Origin of the sequence: Stieleria maiorica, from assembly GCF_008035925.1 — a bacterium.
Lineage (GTDB): Bacteria > Planctomycetota > Planctomycetia > Pirellulales > Pirellulaceae > Stieleria > Stieleria maiorica.
Map to the genome: position 1 here is coordinate 209,774 of NZ_CP036264.1, position 21,918 is coordinate 231,691.

Annotated in this window: 11 protein-coding genes; 4 read left to right on the forward strand and 7 right to left on the reverse strand. The window is 57.8% G+C overall.

Annotation, left to right across the window (positions count from 1 at the left end):
* The first annotated feature begins 35 nt into the window (after positions 1 to 35).
* Positions 36 to 6,428 carry a right-handed parallel beta-helix repeat-containing protein gene (locus tag Mal15_RS33850; protein WP_233903211.1) on the forward strand — a complete coding sequence of 2,131 codons (6,393 nt, stop codon included), beginning with the start codon at positions 36 to 38 and terminating at the stop codon, positions 6,426 to 6,428.
* 75 nt (positions 6,429 to 6,503) lie between these two features.
* Here the strand turns inward: Mal15_RS33850 and asnB are convergent, their stop codons facing one another.
* From asnB to Mal15_RS00745, 4 genes are all read right to left on the reverse strand, one after another.
* A complete protein-coding gene (asnB, locus tag Mal15_RS00730) occupies positions 6,504 to 8,417 on the reverse strand; it encodes an asparagine synthase (glutamine-hydrolyzing) (protein WP_147865990.1) in 1,914 nt (637 codons plus the stop codon).
* 9 nt (positions 8,418 to 8,426) lie between these two features.
* Positions 8,427 to 9,413 carry a serine/threonine protein kinase gene (locus Mal15_RS00735; protein WP_147865991.1) on the reverse strand — a complete coding sequence of 329 codons (987 nt, stop codon included), beginning with the start codon at positions 9,411 to 9,413 and terminating at the stop codon, positions 8,427 to 8,429.
* Positions 9,414 to 9,482: 69 nt separating this feature from the next.
* Positions 9,483 to 11,528, reverse strand: a complete 2,046-nt coding sequence (gene mutL / locus Mal15_RS00740; protein WP_147865992.1) for a DNA mismatch repair endonuclease MutL — start codon at positions 11,526 to 11,528, stop codon at positions 9,483 to 9,485.
* Positions 11,529 to 11,793: 265 nt separating this feature from the next.
* A complete protein-coding gene (locus Mal15_RS00745) occupies positions 11,794 to 12,522 on the reverse strand; it encodes an SIMPL domain-containing protein (protein WP_147865993.1) in 729 nt (242 codons plus the stop codon).
* A gap of 274 nt (positions 12,523 to 12,796) precedes the next feature.
* Between Mal15_RS00745 and Mal15_RS00750 the strand changes: the two genes are divergently transcribed.
* Positions 12,797 to 14,044 (forward strand): EF-hand domain-containing protein, encoded by a 1,248-nt coding sequence (locus tag Mal15_RS00750; protein WP_147865994.1) that lies wholly within the window; start codon positions 12,797 to 12,799, stop codon positions 14,042 to 14,044.
* 416 nt (positions 14,045 to 14,460) lie between these two features.
* Here the strand turns inward: Mal15_RS00750 and Mal15_RS00755 are convergent, their stop codons facing one another.
* The 3 genes from Mal15_RS00755 to Mal15_RS33855 are packed head-to-tail and all read right to left on the reverse strand — an operon-like array spanning position 14,461 to position 18,456.
* Positions 14,461 to 15,819, reverse strand: coding sequence for a DUF1552 domain-containing protein (locus tag Mal15_RS00755; protein WP_147865995.1), 1,359 nt, complete (start codon positions 15,817 to 15,819; stop codon positions 14,461 to 14,463).
* 4 nt (positions 15,820 to 15,823) lie between these two features.
* The gene (locus Mal15_RS00760) at positions 15,824 to 18,244 is read right to left on the reverse strand and encodes a DUF1592 domain-containing protein (protein WP_147865996.1); all 2,421 of its coding nucleotides are present in this window, start codon (positions 18,242 to 18,244) and stop codon (positions 15,824 to 15,826) included.
* A 59-nt stretch (positions 18,245 to 18,303) separates the two neighbouring features.
* Positions 18,304 to 18,456, reverse strand: a complete 153-nt coding sequence (locus Mal15_RS33855; protein WP_167546551.1) for a hypothetical protein — start codon at positions 18,454 to 18,456, stop codon at positions 18,304 to 18,306.
* Positions 18,457 to 18,578: 122 nt separating this feature from the next.
* Here Mal15_RS33855 and Mal15_RS00765 point away from each other — a divergent pair, with 122 nt between their 5' ends.
* Positions 18,579 to 20,549: a DUF1592 domain-containing protein gene (locus Mal15_RS00765; RefSeq protein ID WP_199773788.1), complete on the forward strand. Its 1,971-nt coding sequence runs from the start codon at positions 18,579 to 18,581 to the stop codon at positions 20,547 to 20,549.
* Positions 20,527 to 21,906: a DUF1552 domain-containing protein gene (locus Mal15_RS00770; protein ID WP_147865997.1), complete on the forward strand. Its 1,380-nt coding sequence runs from the start codon at positions 20,527 to 20,529 to the stop codon at positions 21,904 to 21,906. Before Mal15_RS00765 ends, Mal15_RS00770 begins: the two co-directional genes overlap by 23 nt.
* Positions 21,907 to 21,918 lie beyond the last annotated feature (12 nt).

Here is a 21,918-nt window from a genome sequence, read left to right on the forward strand (position 1 = left end):
TCATTCAGGGCCCCACCGACGCCGGCAAGGTCGCGGTGCTCGATCGGAACAACACCAATCCAGGAAATTATGCGATCGAGTTTACCGGGGGGGACAACATCACGTTGCGCAACCTGGAGGTGACCGGCGGGTATTACGGGATCTATTCAGGACGGTCGAGCAGCTATTCGAATCGCTTGGAATCAGTGTCTGTCCATAGGAACGCTTCGGAAGGGATTCACTTCGACCGAAACAACTCCTTCGAGATCCAACAGAGTGTGATTTCAGACAACGGTGGAAACGGTGTTTATGTCGTCGACGGAGGCATCTCCCTGGTCGGCAATCGGATTTTCAAGAACGGTCAACACGGGATTTACCTGGCAACCAACGGTGCGGTGGTCCGCGACAACGTTGTCGGTGCGAATCGCAACGCCGGGATGGTGATCGGCAGCTACGGCAGCAGTTCCTTCTGGGTTGAAAACTTAGTAGAAGGAAACCGGGTCACGGGGAATCTGGGTGATGGTATCGTCGCGCATTATCTAACGCTGGTGACCGGGAATTCCGTCAGCGGCCATCACCAAACCGCCAATGCATCTGCCGGGATTAAACTGGATAACGGCGCGACAGCCCGCAACAACGAGGTCTTCGACAACGAGATCGGCATTCACACCACGGACAGTGCCAGTCTGGTCGAGGGGAACCGCATCTATTCCAACGACTACGCCGGCATTTATTCCGACGGAAGCCGGGTGCGATCGAACGTCGTGTACGATTGCTATATCGGCATCTATCCTCATGCATCTTCGACGGTCACCGGCAACACGATCTACGACTCTTATCTGAGTATCTACGCCTACCAAGCCACCAATAGTGTGGTCGACGGCAACACGGTTTATGCTCCGGACGGCTTCGGTTTTTACCAGCGGCAGGCTCAAAACATCACGCTGACGAACAACATCCTGGCGAGTTCGCGGGGGATTTACTTCCGTTCTGACGCCCAAGTCGGTTTGAACCACGACTACAACCTGTTCTATGGATTCGATGGCGGGCCGATCGCTGGATGGCAAGGTTATGGCTATTTCGATTCGTTGGTCGATTACTCCTTGGAGATCGGTCAAGACCGCAATAGCAACGAGGGAGACCCACGGTTTGTCGACCCGGACGGTCAAGACGGCATCCTCGGTTGGGATGCGAGTGATGTGGGGGATGCGATCTCGATCGATGACGGCGATGTCGGTTTTTCGACGACCGGCACTTGGGAAGTCTACAGCGGTCACACCGGTGGCGACCAATTACGCGCCACCGAAGCGGGGACGGCGACATGGACGTTTACCGACTTGGAGCCGGGTTACTACAAGGTTTTGCGGAACTATCGCAACCTGGACGGAATTTACAATCCATTGTCCGTTTACACGCTCGGTGATCCGGTTGCCGGATCCGTCAGTTCGGCCATGACAACATTCGTCGCCCGCCAGACGATCAGCGACGAGTGGCTTGCCAATGTCGAAGTGTTCAGCGGAACGCTGGAAGTGACGTTGGAGTACACCCAGAACTACGCGATCGCCGATACGATCACGATCCAACGCATGGTTGGTGACGGTGGCGCGGACGACAACTTCCACGTGTTCCCGGGTTCCCCGGCAATCGATTCGGGGCGTTTGGAATCATTGTACGACCAGGAACCGCTGCCCCACGGCGGTCGACGGAACTTAGGGGCCTACGGCAATACGCCCGAAGCGACACAAAGTCCGTCCGAGGTGGTTCAAGTTCTCTCTCCCAACGGCCTGGAGAAACTGGAGATCGGTAACACCGTCGAAGTGAGCTGGCGTTATGACGGGGTTCCTTTCGTCGGAAATCGTTCGGATGACTACTCGGCCGCGATTGTTTCGAGCAGTCCGGTGGGTTACTGGCGTCTGTCCGAAGGGTCGGATACATCGGTTGCGGCCGATGTGACGGGCAGCCATCCGGGCAACTTCGTCGGCAGTGTCGCCCGTCAGCAACCGGATGCTTTTGGTGACAACGCAGCGATCGGCCTGGACGGCAGCGGTTACATCGACGTTGCCGACCACGCGGCGTTCGATTCGGATCAGCTGACGTTCGAAGCCTGGGTGGAAATTGGCGACCTGGATTCTGGGAATCAGACGGTTCTTTCCAAGGGTGACCACCGCATTTATCGTCAAGGTGATCTCTTACGCGCCTACGTGTCGAATACCGGGTCGAGCTTGGATGTTTACCGCACGCTGCCTGCTTCAGGCGGCTGGATTCACGTGGCAGCGACTTATGACGGTTCGGTGCTGCGGTTGTACATCGACGGAGAGTATGTCCATGGACGCACGCTCAATGGCGACTTACGCGACAACACTTATCCGCTTCGCGTGGGCGCCAACCGGAATGGCAATGAGCGATGGACAGACGGTGTTGACGAAGTGGCGTTTTACGATCGCGCTTTGTCTGCCGACGAGATCGCGGCGCACTACGCAGCGAGTCTCAGCAAGTCGCCGGTTCGTGTGGAGCTGGTGGAAGAATCGACTGGGTCGACGGTGGCTATGCTGGGCGAAGGTCAACTGGGTCGGAGCCTGGACTGGACGATTCCCGATACGGTCGTTGCGGATACGGAATATCGACTGCGCGTGACCAATGAACTGGGTACCCAAGCGAGTGATTTATCGGATCAATCGTTCGTGATCGGCAACGGGGGGACGAGTTTCTACGTGAACCTGGCCGGCGACGCGGACTTGACGGACAACCAGTACACGACGGCCGCCGGCGACAACCGTGCGAGCGGTAAACGGCCGGATCAACCGCTTTCGAGCATCAAGGCGGTACTGGATCGCTATGACCTGGAGCCCGGTGACACGATCTATGTTGACACGGGCACGTACCAATTGGCGACCAATATCGCGATCAGCGGGAACGATTCCGGCGTGACCATTCAAGGACCGACCGATGCCGATAAAGTCGCGATACTCGATCGGGCAAACACAGATTTGACGAGTACCGTTTTTGAACTTCTGGGCGCGGATGGGGTCACGATCAAAGACTTTGACATTACTGGAGCCTACCAAGGCGTATCGATTCCGAATGGGCAATCCAGTGACCAAGTAAGTTTGATCAACAATCACATATACTCGAACCAGTATATTGGCATCTTTCTGGGTAACCGAAGCACCAATAGCATGATTCGAGGAAATCGAATTCATGACACCGGAACTTACGGGATCTACGGTAGGCACCTTGGGCATCAAGTTGTCGAAAATGAAGTTTACGCCAATACGAATGGAATCTATTTCGAACAAGGGGGCCGCATCGCAGAGAACGTCGTTTACGGCAATCTGGATAAGGGGATTCGAATCAACGGCACAGCCGGATCACCGGGCGTTGTGGAGCGAAACATCGTCTACCAGAACGCGAAGTACGGAGTCGAATCGCTCGGCGTAGATAAGATTATCGCGAATGAAGTCTTTGACCACCCGGATTCGTCGTCTGGGATTTCGTTGGAACAAGGCGAGGCCTACGACAATGTCGTCTATGGCAATTACTACGGGATCTATTTCGAGCGTGGCCGAGTCGAACACAATCGTGTGTTCAACAATTACGTCGGGATCAATGCCGTCTCCGGAACGGTTGATCAGACGAAGATCAACGCGAATCAGATCTATTCTAATTCAACGGCGATTTGGGTTCGCGGACCGCTGAGCGTGAATACGGGTGATGCGGACGTTACCAACAACTTGGTTTACGCCAACACCAACACGGGTGTTTATTTCCTTAACGCTCGCAACTCTCGATTCGTCAACAATACCGTCTACCATCCGGTCGGAACGGCGGTTGCGTTTGCTCGCGAATCCAGCAATTTTGAAGTCGTCAACAACATCATCATCGTCGAGGCCGGGACGGGGCTTTCGTTAAGCTCAGACGTTTCCAATTACGCAATCGACTACAACCTTTATCACGTTCAAGCGGGCGCCAGCTTGGGTGCATTCAACGGTGCACATAGCACGCTCGCCGATTGGCAAACCGCGACAGGGCAAGAGGGGAACTCTATCATCGGCGATCCGGAGTTTGTTGATATCGACGGAGCCGACAATCTTCTGGGCGTATCTGAAACCGGCGTTGACGGAGGCGTGGATGACAACTTCTTTCGATTATCGGGATCGCTTGCGATCGACCGTGGTGATAGCTGGTCGGCACCGCGAGAAGACATCACCGGGAACTTGCGATCAAATGACCCCGGCGTGGCGAACGGCGGCTCAAATGACTACGCAAGAATTGATCTGGTTGCGGATCCGCCCGTCGTTTCCGGAACCCCTCAAACGTGGAGGTCCGACCGCGCGAGCTGGACGTTGACGCTGCCATTCGCATTTCCTTTTTACGGTACTTCGTACACGACCGTCCAGGTTTCCAGCGATGGTTTCCTTCATTTCGCCGGAAGCGATCCTCGGTACGGCGCCCCGTCGGAGGGCGTGTTCTACCGAAATCGCCGCATCGCGGTGCTCTGGGATGACTTCACGACGGCCACCGAAGACAAAGACATCTATGTGGACGAATCGCAATCCGGAAGGATCACGATCCGCTGGGACGCCACGTCCAGAGCAACGGGTAGCGATGTCTCGTTCTCGGTAACGCTGCACGAAACCGGAAACGTTCGTTTCGATTATCTCAGCGGTGATCTCGCTTCCCTGAATGCTCTCGTCGGAGTCTCCGCCGGAGACGGTCGTAACTATCAGACCTTCGACTTATCAGAATTGGGGGGAGGCGGACTTCCTGAGCCGATGGAAATCGGATTGTCGCCCGGCTTTGTCGACATTGGGGCCTACGAATTCCGTGGAGACAGCCGCGATGCGACCGCGCCGCAAATCATCGGTTCCAGCCCGCTGGAAGTCGATACGCAATCGTTGGTCGTGGATCCGATGGGATCGTTGACGCTGCAATTGAGCGAACCGATCAATGAGATTGATGCGAACTCCGCGGCCGCTTACGAGTTGGTCTTCTTTGGCGTTGATGGATCCTTTGGCACCACGGACGACCAAACGATTCTGGTGAATCCGAACTATGAGTCTGGTTCCTCGGAGTTGACGCTTTCCTTCGAAGAAATACTAACACCGGGAGAGTATCGCCTGAGCGTCCTTGGAAGTGCGACCGTTCATGACTTGGCCGGTAATCGACTCGATGGGGCCGGAGCGGGGCAAGCGGGCACTGACTATGTTCGGGATTTTTCGGTTTTGCAGAACAACAAGCCGATCGCCGACGACATTCAGGTTACCACGGACGAAGACACCTCCGTTCGGTTGACGTTGACCGGAGACGATGGCGACACATTGGTCGATCAGAGCCTCTCGTTCATTCTGGTTTCGCTTCCCGAGACGGGCGAGTTGTCAATCTCGGAGACGGGTAACGCGATTCTGGCGACGGAACTTCCGCTCACACTGACATCGCCAGTCCTCCATTTCCGGCCCGACGAACATTTTAACGGTCGAGTCTCGTTCCAAGTTCAGGTGTTCGACGGCTATGGAAGTGTTCCTAACGCGGGAAATACGAGCGAACCGGGAGTCGTCACCGTCGATGTCGTAGCGGTACCGGATCCACCGGACGCGGATGACCTGCTGCTGAGCATCCCCGAAAATCTCGTTGCGTCAGAGATTGCTTCGATCCCGTTCAGCGATCCCGATTTGGCCGATCTGATTCCCGACACGCATGTGTTCCGAATTCTCTCCGGAAACGACGACAACAGTTTTTCGATCGATCAGAACGGGACGCTCTCAGTCACCACCGGTCATCAACTGGATTTCGAATCCACCAGTTTTAGGCAGTTGACGGTCGAGGTCGCAGACGCCAGTGGTTTGGCAGACATTTCCACGGTGAGGGTCCAGATCCTGAACCTAATTGAACCGGAAGTGGAAGACGTTCTCATCAATGGTGGCAGTGCGTTTCGTTCGAACATCGACGAAGTGACTGTTCGATTCAATCAGCTCGTGGAGCTCGATCTTTCTCAAGGCGACGCATTCCAGTTGCGCAACACCGACACGAACCAGACGGTCGAGACCATAGCCGCCGTGAGTAGCGTGGAAAACAAGACCGTGGTCGACCTCACCTTCCTACCGGGCGATTCCGTCGACGCGGACGGATCACTTGCTGATGGGCGATACGAACTCGTCGTGAACGCACAACGCGTGTCATTAGGCAGTTTCTTATTGGACGGCAACGGGGACGGCAGCGTTGGCGACAACTATGTGTTCGGCGCGACAGAAGCGGACAGTTTCTTCCGTTTCTTCGGCGATAGCGACGGTGACGGCGATGTCGACGGTCAGGACTACGGCCGTTTCGGCTTGACCTTTCTAAAATCGGAGGGCGATCCGGATTTCAACCCCGCCATGGATTTTGACGGCGACGGTGATGTCGATGGACAGGACTACGGTCAATTCGGTTTGCGATTCCTCCGATCGATCTAAGCCGACTTTCTCAGTTCGCGGCGAAAACGTCACCGTTCACCAGGACCAGTTAGCGGCCCCCTTCGCCATTTCGCGTCACCCGGCCCATTGCCGCAGCCACTTCTCCAGGATCAACAGATTCCACAAGCGGTAGCCGTGGTTGTTTTCCATCCGTTCGTGTTGTCCGACCAGTCGCTGGACGGCTTCGCGGCGGAAATAGGGTGCGATCCGGGCGTCATCGGCGAGTAGCGTGTCGTGCACCATGGGCTTCAGTTCGTTGCGGAACCAGGAGCCGATCGGGATCCCGAACCCCATTTTTTTGCGCGTGAAAATCGACTTGGGAATCGTCGATCCGAACGCGTCTTGCAGCAGCAGTTTGCCGCGCCGACCGCGGAACTTGAGATGCACCGGCAGCGAGGCGGCAAACTCGACGACGCGATGATCCAGCATCGGTTGTCGCACCTCCAGCGAATGGGCCATCGATGCGATGTCGACTTTCGTGCACAGGTCACAGGGCAGGTAGGACAGGATGTCGGTGATCGACGCCCGGGTGACGACGTCGCGCCCCTCGCTGCGATCCCAAATCGCGCCCAGGAACTCGAACGGGTCTTCGCCCGGCAACCGTTCGACAAATTCGCGGGTGTACAGGTCCGCCCGCAACCGTTCGGGAAAAATCTGCAGCCAATTCAAATAGCGTCGTGCTTCGGGTTGATCGAGGGCTTCGAAAAACCGTTTCGCGCGTCGGGTGATCGAATACTGTTTGTTGTTGTCAGGGAATCGCTGGATCAGTCCGATGCCCGGCATCTTGTGAATCGGAAACATCTTCCGCAGTTGCACGCTCAGCCATAGCGCGCGGTAGCGATCGTACCCGGCAAACAGTTCATCGCCGCCGTCGCCCGAGAGCGCGACGGTGACTTCGCGGCGAGTCAACTCGGACAGGTACCAGGTCGGAACGGCGGACGAGTCGCCGAAGGGTTCGTCATAGTGCCAGACCAATTTGTCGATGATCTCCACACCATCGGGCTGGACTTCGAAACGTTGGTGGTTGGTCCCCAGGTGCTCGGCGACTTGGGCCGCGTAGGCGGTTTCGTCGAAATCGGAGATCGGGAATCCGATGCTGAAGGTGCGGATCGGTGTGTCGCCTTTCTGACGCTGCGCGATCGCGGTGATCAGTGACGAATCGATTCCGCCGGAGAGAAACGATCCTAGCGGGACATCGCTTTGCAGCCGCAACCGGACCGAATCGGTCAACAGCTCCTGCAGCCGCTCGGCCGCCTCGGCCTTGCTGCGAGGCACTTCGACGGTGGGGTCGAAATCCCAGTAGCGCTGGACGGTCAGGTTACCTTTTTCGAAGACGGCGACGTGGCCCGGAGGCAGTTTCCGAACGCCTTTCCAGATCGTTCCGGGATGGGGGACGTATTGATAGGTTAAAAACTCATCGATCGCGGCGGGATCGATTTCGTTGCATACCCCGGGGACGACCGCCAGGGATTTCAGCTCGCTGCCAAAAACCAATCGACCGCCGACGACGGCGTAGTAGAGCGGTTTCTGTCCGATCCGGTCGCGGGCGAGCACGAGGCGGCTGCGGCGGGAATCCCAGATCGCGACCGCGAACATGCCGTTGAGTTCGGCAAAGCAATCGGTGCCGATGTCTTCATAGAGATGCACGATCGATTCACCGTCGCCGTGGGTGGCAAACCGGTGGCCGCTGCCTTGGAGCCGATGGCGGAGCGATTTGAAGTTGTAGATCTCGCCGTTGAAGACCATCCGCACGCTGCCGTCTTCGTTGGACATCGGCTGGGGGGCGCCTTCGACATCGATGATCGAAAGGCGGCGAAAGCCGAGTGCAACGCCGTAGCGTCGCCCCTGTCCATCGCGTTGATCGTTGTCGATCCAAAAGCGGTCGTCATCCGGACCACGATGCGCGATCGCATCGGTCATTTTGCGCAACTGCGACTCATCAATCGACAGCGAGTCGCTCTGCCATACCGCTCCGGTGATTCCGCACATTGGTTCAGATCAGCCTTCATCCAGTTCGGGCAGCACCGATTCGATCGCGTCGATCATTTCGCGCATCGTCTGAAATCGTTCGTGCGGCTTTTTTCGCAGCGCCCGCATGACGACTTCATCGGCCGCCTTGGGGATGTTTCGCTCCGGGGCCTTTTCGCTCGGCGGTGGCACTTCGCCCGAGATGATGTTGCGAAAGGTCTGATCGATGTTGGCACCACGGAACGGTTCGCGGATCGCCAGCAGTTCGTACATGCAAACGCCGACGTTGAAGATGTCGCTGCGCTCGTCGATGCTCCGCGTGCCTTGGATTTGTTCCGGCGACATGTACAAGGGTGTTCCGGGGCGTTGTCCGCCGCCGGTCAACGTCAGCAATTGCTGCTCGTCTTCTTCTTTTTGAAGCTTCGACGCGTCGTAACGTGTCACGGTCTGGTCGTCCATCGATCCCCAGACTTTGGCGGTCCCCCAATCGAGCAGGTAGACTTCGCCAAAATTTCCCAGCCAGATGTTCTCCGGTTTGACATCACGGTGGATCACCCCACGTGCGTGGGCGTAGGACAACGCCAAACAGGCGTCGGCCAGTGCCGAGATTCGCCGCTGCTGGGGGTAGCGTTTGGCAATTTCGGCGTCACCGCGGGCGATTTGTTTCAGGATTTCAAACAGGTTGATGCCGGAGATCAATTTCATGGTGAAATAGATGCCGTGCACCAGGTCGTTCCCGATTTCGTACACCGGGATCGTATTGGGGTGTTGCAGCTGGGCGGTGACCCGAGCCTCGCGCAGCAGCCGCCGTTTTTCGTTGGGGACGTTGCGGTGATCCGCGTGCAGCATCTTGATCGCGACGGTGCGGCCGGTGACGGGGTCAAAAGCGGCATGCAGCACGCCGTTTCCGCCGCGGGCGATTTCTCGCATCCCCGAATAGCGGCGGATTCCCGAGGGCAGTTTGCGTGGAAGATCGGGGTCGGTTCCGGACAGGATGATGGTCGGTTCGTTTTGCATCACGCTCGCCAATGAAAATAATGGACGCCACCATTCTAGCGCACCCGCAGGGTCTCGGTTAGCCCACCATCACTTCGTCGTCCGGGCCCTCGGTCCGAGCCGTCCGAACATGCGATCCAGTTCATCGCGGCTGAAAAACAGCGCGGTCGGGCGGCCGTGGGGGCAGTGATGGGTGTCGTTGAACAGGTCGCGTTGTTCCAGCAAGGCCTGGATCTCCTCCGGTCGCAACGGATCTCCGGCTTTGACAGCCGCTTTGCAGGCGATGGTCGACAGCAAATGGTTCAACAGCTCGATCGGTTCGGGTTTCTCGCCCCCGCCGAGCACCGATTCCATCAACGTCCGCAACATGTCCGCCGGCGGCGTGTTTTTCAGCATCGCCGGGTAGGAACGAATGACCAGCGTGTCCCCGCCAAACTCTTCCACTTCCATCCCGATCTGGGCCAGGGTTTCCTGGTGGTCCAACACCGCGGTCCGTTCGGCCGGCGTCATCGAAACGGGCTCGGGGACCAACAGCCCCTGCGATTCAAGCGTTTGTCCGCTCTCGAGCACCTTGGTCTTCACCCGCTCGTACAAAACACGTTCGTGCAAGGCGTGCTGGTCGATGACGACCATGCCTTTTTCGTCTTGCGTGACCAGGTAACGGTTGTGGACTTGAAACCCCAGGTGGCAGACGCTGGGGTGGTCGATGCCCGCGTCTGCGGCATCGGCTGCATTCGGTTGTGGGGCGTCCCAAGGGGCGACGTCGTCAGCGCCCGACGATCGACCGGGCTGCAGCGGGTCGGCTGGACCTGGATCGGCGTCTGGGCGGGGCGATGACGTGGGACCGCCGGGAAAGGGTTGAAAACTGGGCACCGCACCGAACGATGGGAGCGCACGGGTCGCGGTGCTGGGAGCAGATGCCGACGCACTCGACGCTTCTGCGCTGGGGCCGCCGGCGGCCGGTGAGACGAAGACATCCGAAGGGCTGTTGCCGGTCCGCGCCCACTCGATCACCGATTGACGATGCGCCTGCTCGGCTCGAACCGGCATCCCCAATTCGCTGGTGGGCCTGGGCGTCAGATCCGCGTCGTCGGCCGCCGGTGCGGGCCCAACCCGCTGGGTCATGTCGGTGGTCAAAAAATGATGCCGCAGCGTCTGCAGCAATCGGCTGTACACTCGTCCGCCGTCGGTGAAACGGACTTCCAGCTTGGTGGGGTGGACATTGACGTCGATCAATTCCGGCGGCATCGACATCCGCAAAAAACTGACCGGGTGTCGGCCGACCATCAACAATCCCCGGTAAGCTTCCCCGAGGGCGTGCTGGAGCGATCGGTCGCGAATGTGCCGGCCGTTAAGAAACAGATACTGCATCCGCGAATTTCCACGGCTGACCGACGGGTCACAGACGTAGCCCTGGACGTGGATTTGTGAATCGTCGCTGTTGATCGGGATCAACGAATCGGCGATTTCACCACCGAAGAACGCCGCGATCCGATCACTCCAACGCTCGGTGACCGGCAGGTCATAAAGTGGCTTGTCGTTGTTGTTGAGCACAAAGTGGACTTGCGAATTGGCCAGTGCGATCCGCGTGAACGCTTCAACGATGTGCCCTTTTTCAGTCTGCGCGGTCTTCAAAAACCGGTGGCGTACCGGGGTGTTGAAGAACAGGTTGCGGACTTCCATCACCGTTCCGACCGGACAGCCACAGGGTTGGGGCGGGTCGATCACTCCGCCGCGGACCTGGATTTCATTCCCCGCCGTCTCGCCTTCGGTGCGGCTGCGGATCGTCAGCTGGGACACGCTGCCGATCGACGCCAGTGCTTCACCGCGGAATCCCAACGTGCGGACGTGAAACAGGGCCTCGTCGGTCGGCAGCTTGCTGGTCGCGTGGCTGGCCAGCGCCAACGGCAGCTGGTCAGCCGTCATCCCGCAGCCGTTGTCGCTGATGCGGATCATTTCGGTCCCACCGCCGGTGATCGACACCTCGATCCGAGTCGCTCCGGCATCGACGCTGTTTTCCAACAGTTCCTTGACCACCGAGGCGGGCCGTTCGATCACCTCGCCGGCGGCGATTTGGTTGATCAAATTGGGGGGCAGTTGGCGAATCGTCGGTAAGGTTTTCACGCTGGCATCCATACCACGCAATTTACCGCTGTCCGCTCGATCAACCAACCGGCGAACCGGACGTCGACAAAAAGAATGGTCTGGTCGACTGCTAGCATCTCGAGGATCAAACCGTCATCGATGGGCTGTCAACCGGCTGCGGCGTGAAACAGGGTGGGGAAAAGGAAGGTAGAATAATACGGGGCAGAATCATGGCGGGGACAGCGTCTTGCAGCGCCCCAGTGCCCCGATCGTTGTGCCCCGATCGTTGTGCCCCCTCCCTCCACTCAGCCACTCATCATTTCAAGCTGAACGTCAATTGAACGCCGGCCGAAAGCGATTGTTCGCCGGTTTGAATCGGCACCGCCGAACGGGCTTCGGCCATCGCCATCATCCGCACCGGCTGGGGCTGGCCGCCGCCGGAATGGTCTCGGATCTCGACGATCCGGCCGAGCGTGACGCCCGCCTCTTTGGCCATCAGGGCGGCTTTTCGCTGGGCATCGCGGATGGCTTTGTTGCGGGCTTCGTCCATCAACGTTTCCGTCTTGGAAATCGAAAAACTGATTCCATTGATTTGGTTCGCGCCGGCCGAGACGACTTGGTCGAGCACTTCGCCGAGTCGTTCGATTTGTCGCACGCGGACGTGGACCTGGTTGGACACTCGGTAACCATCAATCTTGGGCGGCTCGCCATCGGGATTTCGCGAACGCTGGTAGCGGGGCGAGACGCTGAAGCTGCTCGTTTGGATGTCTTTTTCGCTGATGCCCTGCGCTTTGATGAAATCTAGCAATCGAGTCATCTGAAAGTTGTTGGCTTGCACAGCCGCTTTCGCACTGTCCTCTTCGACCACAATGCCGATGTTGATTTCCGCCACATCGGGCACTCCAGACACTTCGCCGGTCCCGTTGACGATGATCACGCGGTTTCGGCCGCCGGATTCCGCCGCTGGTTCCTGGGCAACTGTCCATACGGGAAAGAGCATCAAGCCGGCAGTGAAAGTCGCGCAAGTGATTAAACGTGTGTTCATGGTTTATTCTCCAAGTCGTCTCCAGTGTCTATCGATTCACCGGTGGTGTGGTCGGTCGCAATCGGTTGATGGGAAGTCACACTATCGGACCGGCGTACCAACGTCAAACGGTGCGAGATGGCTCTATTGAGGCCGCATCTCGACCGGTCTCTGGGAAGCGGTTTGATCGCCCCGGCAGGCTATAATCGCATCCTCAAAACGGGGCGCGGCATTGTCGCAACATTCGTCAGAGCGAGCGTGGGAGCGCGCGTCTGGCGATGGCAGCGACAAAGACATGTGGTCTGGTCCTCCCGTCATTTCGTTCAATCGTGAGGCTTACGACATGCACACGTTTCAGTTTTTCCTCGGTTGCCGCAACAACTGCTTCGGTTGCCGCAATAACGGGTGGTTCGCTCACATCAAAGTGCTCGTCTTTTGTGCCGCCGGATTCCTCGTCACGCCGGCGCTTCCTGGACAAGACGACAGCTCGCAATCCGAGTCCGTTGATCCGCTCAGCATCAAGCTGCTGGAAATGGATTTGGCTGCGACGGCCAAGTTGTTCGCTCGACATGACTTGGATGACGATGGCACACTCAGTAAGACCGAATGCGAGCGACTCAGCTGGACCGGCGAAACGATCCGCCCGTACGATCTCAACCGCAGCGGTGACCTGCAGCAGGTCGAAGTCACCGTCAAGCTCGCCGTCGAACGTGAGCAAGCGGGGATCGTTCAGATGGATGCGATTTTGGCAGACCGGTACACCAAACGTTACGACAGCAACCGAGACGGCAAGCTGCAACTTCGCGAACTGGAGGACAACACGTTTTCCGACCAGATCGACAGCTACGATCGCAATTCCGACGACGAGTTGTCGCCCGATGAATTGATTCGCGGACTGGCGTTTGAACGCAAGTTCCGCGACGAGCTGGGCATCAAAGGCTGTGATCAAGGCGGGGCGATGGGGTTGATCAATCAAGGCGATGCCGATGGCGATCGACAGTTGGCCGGTGACGAACTCGACGCGGTGAACTTGGATTCGGCAACGATGAAATTTGATCGCAACAACGACGAATCATTGTCGGTGTCGGAGCTTGCCGAATACTTGGCCGATCGTCGTATGCAAATGGGATTGACGCCGTCGGACCAGTTGCTCGCCCGCAACGTGATCCGACGAAGCGATCCGGACGGAGACGGATTGGTACCTGCGAACCTGTTACGCCAATCCGACAGCGATCTCGACCTCGGCAGTCCCGACGAAAACGGCGACGGAAGTTTATCGCTGTTGGAAATGGAAACCTACTTGGCCAAACAACGAAAGCGTCTCGGGTTTGATGACGAAGCCGCCAAGCGAGCGTCGATCCTGATCGCAAGAAACGATTCCGACGGCGACCGAAAACTGTCCAAGGCAGAGCTGGTCGCCAGCGGAGCCAACCGCGACAGTCCGCTGTCGCCGGAGAAGTTTACCCTGATCGACCAAGACTCCGACGCAGCAATCGACATGAAAGAACTCGCTCGATTCATCCAGAAGACCAGACGGGAATGAAAACGCACTCTTGTGGCGGTGCGCGATGTGTTGCGCCTCGGACGAGTTTGGGTCAAAGAATTGGTTGGTCAAAAAATGAAGCGCCTCGCAGATCGTACCGGCGTGTCCCCGGCGTATGTTTGTCGACTAAGATTCAATTCGCACGAGCGGGAGGCACACGAGTGCTGATGACCAAACCGACGTTGGTCGGATTGATTTCACTTGTCCGGGTCGATACCCGCTGAACGCAGGCCTGACCGATACATCGCCCGTACGCCAAGCATTGGTCCCAAGCAAAGAAGACTTGCGGTCAGAAACACCGGAGATCCAATCGCATGATCCATCGCAAAGACGAGTGCGGTGATCGTTGACAGTAAGAGCAAAGTGCGGATGGAGAAACGTCCATTCATTTTGCCACAGAGGGACAGGTTGTCGCCCTAAGTTAGGATCTGGTCAACCACGGCTTCGCTGTCGACGAAGCTCTCCGTTTCGATGCCGACACGTTGCAATAGCGTCAGCAGCAAATCATTGAACGGGCGCTCCTGTTCGAATCGATGGAAGGCGCCATGTTTTAGACCCAGGTTCTTTCCGCCGGCGAGAATCAGTGGGTAGTTTCTGCCGACATGCGTCTTGCTGGTGCCGCATCCGTAAAGGACGATCGTGTTGTCCAGCAAACTTCCTTCAGCGAGCGGGTCTGGTGTTTGAGCCATCTTCGTCAGAAACTCCGAGAGCCGTTCGGCGAGATACTGGTCGAACTTTGCCCACCGCTCCCAGCCGCCTTCATCTCGAGCGGCGCTATGACTGAGTTGATGATGATGCAGCGAAAGACCGGCTGCGTAGGGAAGTTGGTTGCCTCGCCCGCCGGCGTTTTCCATCGCCGTTTGATAGGTCACGACTCGTGTGGAATCAGTAAGCAGTGCCATGTGGATCAGGTCGAACATGGTGCGCATGTAGTTCGTTCCCAATTCGCGCGTCGGCTCGGCATTGAAATCAAACAGCCCGGGGTCAACTTCGGGTTTCGGGATGTTTAACCAATCGTTTGCGCGTTCGAGTTGCCTTTCCAACGTTCGGGTTGCGGTCAAGTACAAATCAAGATGGCTCCGGTCTGCTGCGGCGAGCGTGCGATCCAATCGCGACACTCTTGAACTCACCTGATCCAAAATGCTGCGATCCCGAGCGATCGCCCGCGATCGCGCTTTCACCCCGCGTGGATCAACGACGAACAAACGGTCAAAAATCTGTCGCGGATCCGACATGGCTGGAATCAGGGCGCCATCTCGGTTGACCGATAGCGTCGCAGGACGGCCCAAACTGCCCGTCCCCCCGGACGTGGACAAGGCAAGAGACGAGAAACGCGTCTTCCCGTCAATCTCTGCGGCGAATACCTGGTCGTAGCTGATCGAATTCCTGTAACCCTTCGACTGATCTTCGCCTGTCAAGAACTGCGCGCTACAGGAATGGGTGATGTTGGAACGCAGATGCGGGTGAGAAAAACCGGACAGGATCGAAATGTCGCGACGATGATCGGCGAGCGGCTGGAGCGTTTGCGTCATCACATAATCAGGACCGGGATTGTGCGGGAACCAATGCCAATCTTGAAAACTGCGATGCCCGGCCGGCGGCAGCGAAACGCCATTGGGGAAAAAAATCGTGACCAGTCGGGCGGGTGGTTTTTCCGTCGTCGCGGCGCGGGCGACCCCGGACGCCGCCATCATGGACGCGAGCGGCGGCAAAGCCATGCCGGCCAATCCGAACTGCAACGCTTTGCGGCGTGGGTGACGAGATGAGTGGCTCATGCCTTCATTCCAATCGGTGTTGCTGTGAGGGAGCGTTTTTCGTGTGCAACGTGTCGGTGGTGTTCCGGCCTGTGCCAGCGGTCGATGCCTGGAAGACTTCACTTTGCACGATGGCTAAAACGAGTGCCGATAGCTTGTAGCCGGAAGTCCGGAAATGGCGATGAATCGCCTGCAGTTCCGCTTCGTCGCCGAGATCAGGTGCGCGCGCGAGGGCATCCGTCATCATGTGCCAGGTCAACGCGCGTGTGCACTGTTCTTCGCGTTCGTCGACCAAATAAGCAACCAAGTCGCTCGAATCACCAATCTCTTCGCCGGTGGGCAGGACGGTGCTGCTATCGACGGGCGAAAACGATTTGGCTGCGGTGTCCGGGCTGATCACCAACGCTTCCTCACGCCAGGCACCGACGGCGTCGAAATGTTCGAGCGCCAACCCCCAGGGATCGATCTTGGCGTGGCACGCCGCGCACGCACTTTGTTCGCGATGAAGCTCGATCTTTTGCTTGAGTGTCAGCGTCCCGAAGTCTGGCGAAGACGCCTCCAGTGACGGGACCGCTGGAGGCGGCGGAGGCGGTGGGTCATGCAGCAGGCGTTCGAGAATCCAGACACCACGGTAGATCGGATTCGATTCAGCCCCGTCCGCTGTCATCGTCAAGATTGCACCCTGGTGTAGCAAGCCCCCGCGTGTTCGGTAATCCGGCACCGCAACCGCTCGAAAGTTGCCGCCCGTCACGGGCGGCAATCCATAGTGTCGCGCCAGGCGTTGATTGACGTAAACCGTGTCGGATGAAATCAGTTCTCGCGCATCCCTGTCGCCGTGAAAGATCGCCTGGAAGGTCGCGACGGTCTCGGCAACCATGTCGTCTCCAAGAGCTTCGTCGTACTGGGGATAGAACTCGGGATTGACCGCCACCAGATCGTACTTGTCCAGACGCAACCACTCGCGCGCAAATCTTTCGCTGAAACGGCGGGCGCGATGGTCACGAAGCATGCGGGCAACTTCCGTCGCGAGTGTCGCGGGATCGCTGAGCTGGTTTCGAGACGCCAGTTCCAGCAGAGTGTCATCGGGAGGGCCGCTCCAAAGGAAGTAGGACAGCCTGGATGCAAGCTGGCGACGCTCTTCATCTGAAATGAATGGATGATCGTCCTCGGGAATCGGCGCAGCAACGTAGAGGAACGGATCCGAGACGAGGACGGTGCTGAAGGTTTCTTTGATCGCTTCTTCAAAGCTACCGCCTTCACTCCTGAATCGATCATACAGCGACATCATCGAGTCCACTTCTGCCGGCGAACTCGAACGGCGATAGGCACGCTCCATGAAAGCCTTCAGCGATTCCTCGGCAACGGTACGAGCGGCTGCACCGGCATTCAAGATGGCGCGTTGGGCATCGATTCGCCAGAGCCTTGCGCTGACGTCCAGGCCGAACGGAATGATGTCGATTTCGATGGCATCGAGGTAGAGCTCATTGACGCCGGCTTTCCGCATCGTGGCCTTGCTGACGATTGAATCCGCCAGCGTCTTCCGGTAGCGTGCCATCAGCCCTTGCCGTTTAGGCGAAAAGTTGTAGCCCTCGGGAACCACGTCGTAAATCGCATCGGGATCATGCGACACATTGGACACCGAGAGCGTCAGCTTCGTCTCGTTCGCCTCATCGTCGTCCGTTTCAGTCGTCGCGCTGGGGATGTGTCGAAACGGGATCCGGAACGTCAGCACCTGCGGCTTCTCGATGGGTGCGGTGACATCACAATCGCCGGCAATCGGTACGCCGAACTCCATGCCCGACGTGTCGCCGATCCGGAATTGAAGCCGAGGTGCCGAACCGTCGTCCCCTAATTTTGCCGCGACGTGCACTCGGGCGATCAACTCGCCTGCCTTGTGAAGATCGCGGCTCTTGAACTTTGCAAACTGTTGAAAGAATTTTTGCCGATCCGACCGATTCAATTCCTCGGAGTTCAGGTCAAGCGGTCCGTCCGGCAACGGGAAGAGCGTTCTATCGGAGAAGACGACTTGTCCGTTCTCCCTGGCCTTGCGCTTTTCCAACAACTCCTGTTTCGTGAAAGGCTCGGCAATCGAGTATCCGCCGGACACGCCGGGGCGATAAACGACGTCTTCAAATTCGATCAGATAATGCTCGCTCTCCGGGATAGGTGCTCCGAATATGACGTAGTCCTCGACGGCTTGTCGAGCAATGCGAAGGAAGTACTCCAGCTCAAGCGCGGACACGCCCAGCAAAGCCGCATCACGCGAATACCCATGCTCCGACAGAGGCGCCGCTGGCAGATTTTTCGAGAACGGAACCGCCGCCCCGAAAAGTTCTTGCAGCGTGTTCTGGTACTCAGTGACGGTTATCCGTTTCGACGCCGGAACATTGCAGTAGAGTGGTGTAGAGAGGTCACAGGGGGAAAAATGCCAGCTGTCGAACGGCAAAACTGTTCAGAGAGTCGGTGGATTTTCGCCACAGGACGATCGCCACCTCATGCATCACCTCACGCGGCTCTGAACAGCACCCGATTGCTGGGGACTGGCCGAAGGGCTTCGTTGCCGTAGGTGGACAGCGTTGCATCGGCGACGTCATCGCCGTGGTGGAACAGCACCGTCGCACGGACTCCTCCGCCAGAGAATGCCAGCGAGATCTTCATAAAACAGTGCGGTGAGGGCGTGACCGGATCACTTGCTTTGAAATCCTGCTCGGTTTCCCCCTGGTCAATCGCTGAGGGTGTATCATGGAGGTCCCTCCACGGCTCTCCCCCCCGCCAAAGCCATGATGACTACCGATTACAACCCATCCCGCATTGCAGCTTGCTGGGCGCAGGGTTTCCTGGCGGTACTGCTTACAACCTGCCAAACGAACAGCACGCCTGCGCAAGACACACTCGATGACGAACATGCGGCTCGGAAGGCTGAAGTTGAAAAGCTGTTTCGAAAAGATGTCACACGCTTCATCAAGACTTACTGCATCGATTGCCACCAGAACCGTCGGCCGACCGAAGCGGGGGTGAACTTCTCTCCAGCCTTGAACACGCCGACTCACCCTGCGTTCACCGAGCAATGGAAACGAGCGGCGTCGCGAGTGAAAGCGCATGACATGCCGCCGGAAGGATTGGATCAACCCTCTGACGAAGAACGGCAGATGTTCGTCCAGTGGCAAAAGAAGATCAAATTCTTGAGCCCCAAAGATCCAGGCCCGTTTATCATTCGGCGACTGACCAAGGCAGAATATGGCAATACACTGCACGACTTGTTTGGGGTCGATCCCGAGATCGCAGCGGCGCTGCCTGACGAGGTGAGCGGGGAAGGCTACTTGAATTCGCTTTCGCCGCTGCAACTGGAACAGTACCTGACGATCGCCGACAAAGTGCTGGATCAGGTTTGGCCCGTCGGTCAAATGCCATCCAGTGAGGTGCTCTATCGGTTGATCGGCCAGAAGATTGACCCGAGCAACCGCAAGGCTCTTGCGCCAGCCAAGATCGCTGGATCGCTGGCACGGACCATGTACCGACGTCCTGCCTCCGAGCAGGAAATTGCCACGTTGCTCAATGTGTATGAGCTGGGGCGAGAGAACAAGCTAGGCGTTGAAGACGCTCTCCGCTTGGTGGTCAAAGCAACTTTGGTTTCACCGCAATTCCTGTTCATCACCCCGGTTGTGCAACCTGACCGGAACGCCAAAATTGTGCGGCTGGATGACTGCCAACTCGCGTCGCGGCTGTCGTATTTTCTGTGGGCAACGATGCCGGACGCCGAGCTGATGCGTTTGGCTTCGGAGGGTAAGCTGCACGAGCAAGATGTGTTGCGGGGACAGGTCTCACGTCTGCTCGCATCGCCAAAATCGCGCGCGCTGTTCGATGGTTTCGGCGCCCAATGGTTGGGCTTGGATGATTGGCGCGACCGCACGTTTGATCAGGACAAGTTCCCCCAGATGAACGAAGCCCTGCGCAGCGCGATGTACGACGAAGCACGCTTGCTGTTTGACAACGTCACGCGCGGAAACCTAAGCGCGGCGACTTTCATTGATTGCGACTTCACCTTCTTGAACCAACCATTGGCCGAAGTGTATTCGATTGACGACATCACCGGCCAAGCGATGCGGAAAGTCACTCTGACGAATCAAAACCGCGGCGGAATCCTAGCCATGCCAGCCGTGCTTGCGGCGACGTCGTTTCCCAATCGAACCAGTCCGGTCAATCGCGGCGTTTGGGTGCTGGAACAAGTTCTAGGCGAACACGTTCCGCCCGCTCCACCGGATGTGCCTGCCTTGGTAGTGCAGGGCGAGACAGCGGGCAAGAGCTTGACCATGCGAGAGCTTACCGAATTGCACCGCAGCGATCCGGTCTGCGCCAATTGCCATCGTTTGCTCGATCCGATCGGTTTCGGACTCGAAAACTTTGACGCGATCGGACGCTGGCGAGACTCAGACGACAACGGCGGCACGATCGACGCTTCCGGCGTGCTGCCGGACGGCAGTCGTTTTTCGACGCCTGCGGAATTGAAAGCGATGGTCAGCGGGCGGCTCGATGACTTTGCTCGGAACCTGGCCGAAAAGATGTTGGCCTATGCCCTGTGTCGCTCCCTTGAAGGCTACGACGAAATCGTTGTGGACGAAATGACCGAGCGCGTCGCCGCCGACGATTACAAAATGCAAACGCTGGTCACCGAAGTTGTGACAAGTTATCCCTTCACGCATCGCCGAATCGAAGATGAGAGAGAGAACGATGATCAGATCTGGAATGATTGATCGCAGAACCTGCTTGCGCGGCCTGGGTGCGGCACTCGCACTGCCGCTGCTCGATGTCATGGGTTGGCAAGAAGCCAAGGCTGCCGAGGCCTACAAGCCTCCCGTCCGACTCGGGTTTATGTACATGCCGCATGGCGTGATCATGGACGAGTTTTGGCCGACCGATGCGGAGAGTTTTCTTGATTCACCGCCTCCGGCGATCGAGTCCCTGAAGCCCGTGCTGGACCAGTGCTTGATGATGAAGGGGATCTCTGGCGTGCCCACGGCTCCCTTCAGCGGAGCACCGCACGCGTTGGAGCTTTCGACTTGGCTCACCGCGACACTGCCGGACCCGGCGAAACGTAGCGAAATCAACATCGCGATTTCGGCAGATCAAATTGCGGCGAATTATGTCGGCGCGATGACGCCGTTGCCGTCACTGGAACTGGCGACCATGCCGCAAAACTGGAAAGAGAACCAAGCCGGGCTGAATGAAGGCTATTACTCGCACTGCAGTTACCGTTCACCGACCCAAGTCGTGCCCGCAGAAACGAACCCGCGAAACGTGCTTGCCCGCTTGTTCAATCAGAAAGTTTCAGGCAGCACTGCCGTTTCCGGCACAGCCAGCCCGCTGGACCGCGACATGTTGGATCTGGTCCTTGGCGGCGCTCGAGATCTACGTCGCAAACTGCCTTCGTCCGACCAACGCAAATTAGACGAATACCTGGATAGCGTGCGGTCGGTCGAACGTCGAATCGCGGCGATCGAGCAACGGCAAAAGCAAGCCGCGATGGAAAAGGCCGGCCTGCGTCGCGATAACAGGGGCGCTGATTCACCGCCCATCGAGATCAAGATTCCCGAAGGCGACAAACGTAGCGAGTATATGCAAGTCATGTGCGACCTGAACGTCTTGGCCTTCCAAACCGACATGACTCGCGTCTCGACTTACATCGGTTCACGGCCCAACGGCGCGAATTATCCAGAACTCGGGTTTAGCGACCAGCACCATTCGCAAACGCACCACCGCGGCGACAAGACGAAGATGGACAAGGTCGCGAAGATTGTCGCGTTCAACATCGAACAGTTCGCACACATGGTCAATAAGATGCGTTCTTTAAAGGAAGCCGATGGAACGCTGCTAGACAATTGCATCATGATGTGGGGTTCAGGCCTGGAAGACGGCGACAAACACAGCCGAGAGAACCTGCCTTTCATCGTCGCAGGTGGCGGAGGCGGCTCATTAAAGACGGGGCGTTATCTGCCTGACGTGAAAGGCAATCAAGGCGACTTGCTCACCACGCTGCTCTCCTGCGCCGGTATTCCAATCGATCGCCCCGTCGGCATCGCCACCAAGCAAATCGAAGCGATCAAAGCGTAGGCTGGTTGAATG

Bases quoted from the DNA above. Each gene is read 5' to 3' on its own strand.
- asnB (WP_147865990.1), bottom strand. From the start codon at position 8,417: ATGTGCGGAATCACCGGAGCGGTATGGCAGAGCGACTCGCTGTCGATT.
- Mal15_RS00735 (WP_147865991.1), bottom strand. From the start codon at position 9,413: ATGCAAAACGAACCGACCATCATCCTGTCCGGAACCGACCCCGATCTT.
- mutL (WP_147865992.1), bottom strand. From the start codon at position 11,528: ATGGATGCCAGCGTGAAAACCTTACCGACGATTCGCCAACTGCCCCCC.
- Mal15_RS00745 (WP_147865993.1), bottom strand. From the start codon at position 12,522: ATGAACACACGTTTAATCACTTGCGCGACTTTCACTGCCGGCTTGATG.
- Mal15_RS00750 (WP_147865994.1), top strand. From the start codon at position 12,797: ATGTGGTCTGGTCCTCCCGTCATTTCGTTCAATCGTGAGGCTTACGAC.
- Mal15_RS00755 (WP_147865995.1), bottom strand. From the start codon at position 15,819: ATGAGCCACTCATCTCGTCACCCACGCCGCAAAGCGTTGCAGTTCGGA.
- Mal15_RS33855 (WP_167546551.1), bottom strand. From the start codon at position 18,456: ATGAAGATCTCGCTGGCATTCTCTGGCGGAGGAGTCCGTGCGACGGTG.
- Mal15_RS00765 (WP_199773788.1), top strand. From the start codon at position 18,579: ATGATGACTACCGATTACAACCCATCCCGCATTGCAGCTTGCTGGGCG.
- Mal15_RS00770 (WP_147865997.1), top strand. From the start codon at position 20,527: ATGATCAGATCTGGAATGATTGATCGCAGAACCTGCTTGCGCGGCCTG.